Here is a 5,671-nt window from a genome sequence, read left to right as displayed (position 1 = left end):
ATGTCTCCTGCATCTCTTCCCATTACTTCTACTAAAAACAATCTATTATGAGAATTGGCAGTGTCTCTAATTTTATCGATGGCTTCCACTACGGTATTGAGAGCTGTATCATAGCCTATGGTAAAATCGGTGCCATTTATATCATTATCAATAGTACCTGGGAGTCCAACGATGGGAAAATTAAACTCTTCATTAAATACGATGGCTCCTGTAAAGGTCCCGTCGCCACCTATGGCAACAAGAGCATCTATTTCTTCTGCCCTTAAATGCTTATAAGCTTTAGCCCTTCCTTCTTTTGTTCTAAACTCCTTTGATCTAGCAGATTTTAAAAAGGTACCTCCTTTATTAATGATGTTTTTTACAGATCGAGCATCTAAGGGTTTAAAATCTCCTTCTATTAAACCTTGATACCCTCTAAAAACACCAACACAGGCTACATCATGATATACGCAAGAACGAACAACAGCCCGGATAGCTGCATTCATGCCAGGCGCATCACCACCGCTAGTTAAGACTGCTATTTTCTTCATTTTATTTCTTATTTTTTATAAATATATGTAGAAGAATATATAATATGAAAATATTACTCTATGATCCTATTAAATTTCCACCGATAACGTTTTAGTAAACTAGTTAGATACCATTTTTTTAAAACAAATAGAATTATTTCAAAGAAAGAAGCGTGCTAAATTATCTAACACGCTTCTAATGATTATAAAATTAAACGTTTCTATTTTTTAATCAATTTTACTGTTTTTGTCCCTTTTTCACTTTCAATGGTAGCGAAATACATTCCCGAATTTAGTGTAGTAGCATTTATATTAAAATTCTGTTGCTTTGGTGAAGCAGCAAAAACCTGACTTCCAAGTACATCATACAATACAACAGTATTAATAGTACTATTTGCAGATACTGTCCAAGCATCAGAAGTTGGGTTTGGATACACATTAAATTGAGCTGTATTAAAATCATTAGTGCTTAAAGGATCTCTATAGATGTATAAATTATCATAGTAAATTTCGCCTAGGTTAGAAGACATAATAAACTGAACTATATCATTTCTATCTCCATTGTTGATAGTATTAAAATCATCTAAAGGAATATCTAACGAAATCCAAGTACCAGGGTTTGGTGTTGTTAAGAAATTACTATTATCTGCAGAGAACTGTAGTGCATTTGTTTCTGAATCACCACCATTCCAGTTAGATAATTTTACATTAAAGTTCTTATCTAAAGTTTCTCCTTCAATGTAAATATCCATATGAAAGTGCGAAAATGCTGTTGCATCAAATCTTCCAGAGATAAACTCTATTCCTTCACAACCTAGCCCAGAAACTATTCTAGTAGGATTTCCTTCTATTAGAATTTCATCAGTTGTCCCAGGACACCAAGGCGTATCAAAAGAATCTATAGCTATGTCTGTATATGCATCACTATATAATGAAATTACATCTTCGGGAGCTCTTGCTGGTGGTGTAGGAGCAGCTACCATTGGCGGCCCAACTACAATACTAAATGAAACAATATAGGTTTCTGTATCTACTCCATTTGCAGCTACGACATCTACTGTTGCATCACCAGGAATTGCAGGTGCCTGTGTAATTGTTACACTTGTCGCTAAAGGATCAGTAGGTGTTGCTAAAGTAATTTGAGGAACTGTTGTAGTTCCAGAAGGTAATGTAATACTGTATGAAGTAACCGCAGGATCAAAACCAACAACGGTTGTTCCATCTACTTGTAAATCACTTAATGTTGCATCAGAACCAACAATAACCCCTTCTTGTTGTAAATTATCCCAATAGTAGGTCTGATCTGCAGCATCTGTCATATTAAAATTCATAAACACTGTTACAGATTCAAAGGTTAATGCGCCTTCACTACTAAAATCAAATGTAATGGTTTCCCAAGCACTATCTGTTGTAGTTGATACTTCTCGTTCTGCATTGACACCTGTTGTAGCGTTTTCTAATTTTAACAGAACCGGAGTATTTGGTAGCGGTGACCAAACAGTCATTGTAAACATTTTATCTGTCGTGATATCAATTTCTGTATCAAGCGGGAAGTTGGTACCTGCAAAAGCTGCGTTTGCTGGAACGGTATTCTCTACAACGTTTGCTGAAATATTCTCACCCGATACATCTGGATTTGCAATAACTTGTGTTACAGATCCATTAAAATCTCCAAATGATGGAAGCTGACCTCCTTCTAATGTGATAGGCAATTCTATTGGACTTGCCATTGGCTCTATTTGCTCTAAATTATCCCAATAGTAGGTCTGATCTGCAGCATCTGTCATATTAAAATTCATAAACACTGTTACAGATTCAAAGGTTAATGCGCCTTCACTACTAAAATCAAATGTAATGGTTTCCCAAGCACTATCTGTTGTAGTTGATACTTCTCGTTCTGCATTGACACCTGTTGTAGCGTTTTCTAATTTTAACAGAACCGGAGTATTTGGTAGCGGTGACCAAACGGTCATTGTAAACATTTTATCTGTTGTGATATCAATTTCTGTATCAAGCGGGAAGTTGGTACCTGCAAAAGCTGCGTTTGCTGGAACGGTATTCTCTACAACGTTTGCTGAAATATTCTCACCCGATACATCTGGATTTGCAATAACTTGTGTTACAGATCCATTAAAATCTCCAAATGATGGAAGCTGACCTCCTTCTAATGTGATAGGCAATTCTATTGGACTTGCCATTGGCTCTATTTGCTCTAAATTATCCCAATAGTAGGTTTGGTCTGCAGCATTTGTCATATTAAAATTCATAAACACTGTTACAGATTCAAAGGTTAATGCGCCTTCACTACTAAAATCAAATGTGATGGTTTCCCAAGCACTATCTGTTGTAGTTGATACTTCTCGTTCTGCATTGACACCTGTTGTAGCGTTTTCTAATTTTAACAGAACCGGAGTGTTTGGTAGCGGTGACCAAACGGTCATTGTAAACATTTTATCTGTTGTGATATCAATTTCTGTATCAAGCGGGAAGTTGGTACCTGCAAAAGCTGCGTTTGCTGGAACGGTATTCTCTACAACATTTGCTGAAATATTCTCACCCGATACATCTGGATTTGCAATAACTTGTGTTACAGATCCATTAAAATCTCCAAATGATGGAAGTTGACCTCCTTCTAATGTGATTGGGAGTTCTACAGAAGATCCTCCACCTTCTTCTTTCCATAAATACAAATTATCATAATATACATCACCTAGGTCTGATGATATAATGAATTGTACAATATCATTTCTATCTCCATTAACTATACTTGTAAAATCATCTAACGGAATGTCTAATGAAATCCATGTCCCAGGGTTTGGATTTGTTAAAAAGTTACTATTATTTACAGAAAACTCAAGCGCATTAGCTTCCCCGCCGCCGCCATTCCAGTTGGAGAACTTTACATTAAAGCTCTTATCCATGGTATCTGAATCTGTATAAATATCCATGTGGAAGTTTGTCATTTCGGTAGCATCAAATCTTCCTGTAATAAACTCTACACCTTCACATCCTAATCCAGTAACAAATTTAGTTGGATCTCCGTCTACTAATATTTCCGTAGTTGTTCCAGGACACCAAGGGGTATCAAAAGTATCTACTGCTATATCTGCATAAGCGTCACTAAATATAGAGATAACATCCTCCGCATTTCTTGCAGGAGGTACTGGTGCAGCCGTTGGAGGGCCCGAAGTCATTCCTGGCTCTTTGTATAGATATAAATTGTCATAATATACATCTCCTAAGTCTGATGAAATTACAAACTGCGCAATATCATTTCTATCTCCATTTATGATATTCGTAAAATTATCTAATGGAATATCAAGTGAAATCCAAGTCCCAGGGTTCGGGTTTGTTAAAAAGTTCCCATTGGTTACTGCAAATTCTATAGCATTGGCTTCGCCAGCACCACCATTCCAGTTGGAGAACTTTACATTAAAACTCTTATCCATAGTATCTGAATCTGTGTAGATATCCATATGGAAATGCGTCATTTCTGTTGCATCAATACGATCATTTATAAACTCTACACCTTCGCATCCTAGACCTTCAACTAATTTGGTTGGATTTCCTTCTATTAATACTTCGGAAGTAACTCCAGGACACCAAGGGGTATCAAAAGTTTCTACTGCAATGTTTGTATAGGCATCACTAAAGATAGAAGCAACATCTGCAGCATCTCTTGTTGGAGGGGTTGGTGCTGCTGTAGCAGGACCTGTTGTTGAACTACCATCTTTCCATAAGTAAAGGTTGTCATAATATACATCTCCTAGATCTGATGAAATTACAAACTGCGCAATATCATTTCTATCTCCATTGATGATATTCGTAAAATTATCTAATGGAATATCAAGTGAAATCCAAGTCCCAGGGTTCGGGTTTGTTAAAAAGTTCCCATTGGTTACTGCAAATTCTATAGCATTGGCTTCGCCAGCACCACCATTCCAGTTGGAGAACTTTACATTAAAACTCTTATCCATAGTATCTGAATCTGTATAGATATCCATATGGAAATGTGTCATTTCTGTTGCATCAATACGATCATTTATAAACTCTACTCCTTCGCATCCTAGACCTTCAACTAACTTGGTTGGATTTCCTTCTATTAATACTTCGGAAGTAACTCCAGGACACCAAGGGGTATCAAAAGTCTCTACGGCAATGTTTGTATAAGCATCACTAAAGATAGAAGCAACATCTGCAGCATCTCTAGTTGGAGGTGTTGGTGCTGCTGTAGCAGGACCTGTTGTTGACACTGGGTTCTTCCAGAAATATAAGTTATCTAAGTAAATAGCTTGTGTGCCATCTCCGCCGTCAAACTTAAATTGAATGGCGTTCATCAAATCTTCAGTAATACCCGCTATTGGTATATCGATACTTTGCCATGCGCCATCTCCATTTGATTGTCCGAAGGGTATTTCAGCTCCAGAACTAATCACAAATACATTAGGAGCAACGCCACCATCTGTCCATAGATCAAGGTGTAAAAACTCCATCCCAGAAATATCTTGTGTAGCACCAAATTGAATTCCTTGATAGTTGAAATTCGTATACGCCAACACTAAGTTTCCAGAACCAGTATCATATGCAGTATCGGCTGTACCAAATCCAGACTGACCCCAGTTTGGATTTAAATCTGATCCAGCTACATCTGTATATTCGCCACTAAATATTGAAATTACATCTCCAGCATCTCTCGCTGGTGGCGTCATTGGATCTACTGTTGGAGGACCTCCTGCTACAACAGGGTTTTTCCAGAAATATAAGTTATCTAAGTAAATAGCTTGTGTGCCATCTCCGCCGTCAAACTTAAATTGAATGGCGTTCATCAAATCTTCAGTAATACCCGCTATTGGTATATCGATACTTTGCCATGCGCCATCTCCATTTGATTGTCCGAAGGGTATTTCAGCTCCAGAACTAATCACAAATACATTAGGAGCAACGCCACCATCTGTCCATAGATCAAGGTGTAAAAACTCCATCCCAGAAATATCTTGTGTAGCACCAAATTGAATTCCTTGATAGTTGAAATTCGTATACGCCAACACTAAGTTTCCAGAACCAGTATCATATGCAGTATCGGCTGTACCAAATCCAGACTGACCCCAGTTTGGATTTAAATCTGATCCAGCTATATCCGCATATTCTCCACTAAAAATAGA

General features: G+C 37.3%; 2 protein-coding genes. Both read right to left on the bottom strand.

Going from position 1 to position 5,671, the window contains the following annotated elements; translation table 11 throughout:
• Positions 1-530: ATP-dependent 6-phosphofructokinase (locus ACY2RS_RS15375; protein ID WP_490099553.1), on the bottom strand; the 530-nt coding region annotated here is incomplete at its 3' end.
• 200 nt (positions 531-730) lie between these two features.
• The coding region (locus tag ACY2RS_RS15370; protein ID WP_490099552.1) for a T9SS type A sorting domain-containing protein at positions 731-5,671 on the bottom strand (4,941 nt) is incomplete at its 5' end.

It is taken from the genome of Patiriisocius sp. 208BN25-11, from assembly GCF_058147145.1.
This window is presented reverse-complemented; position numbering and strand designations above follow the sequence as displayed.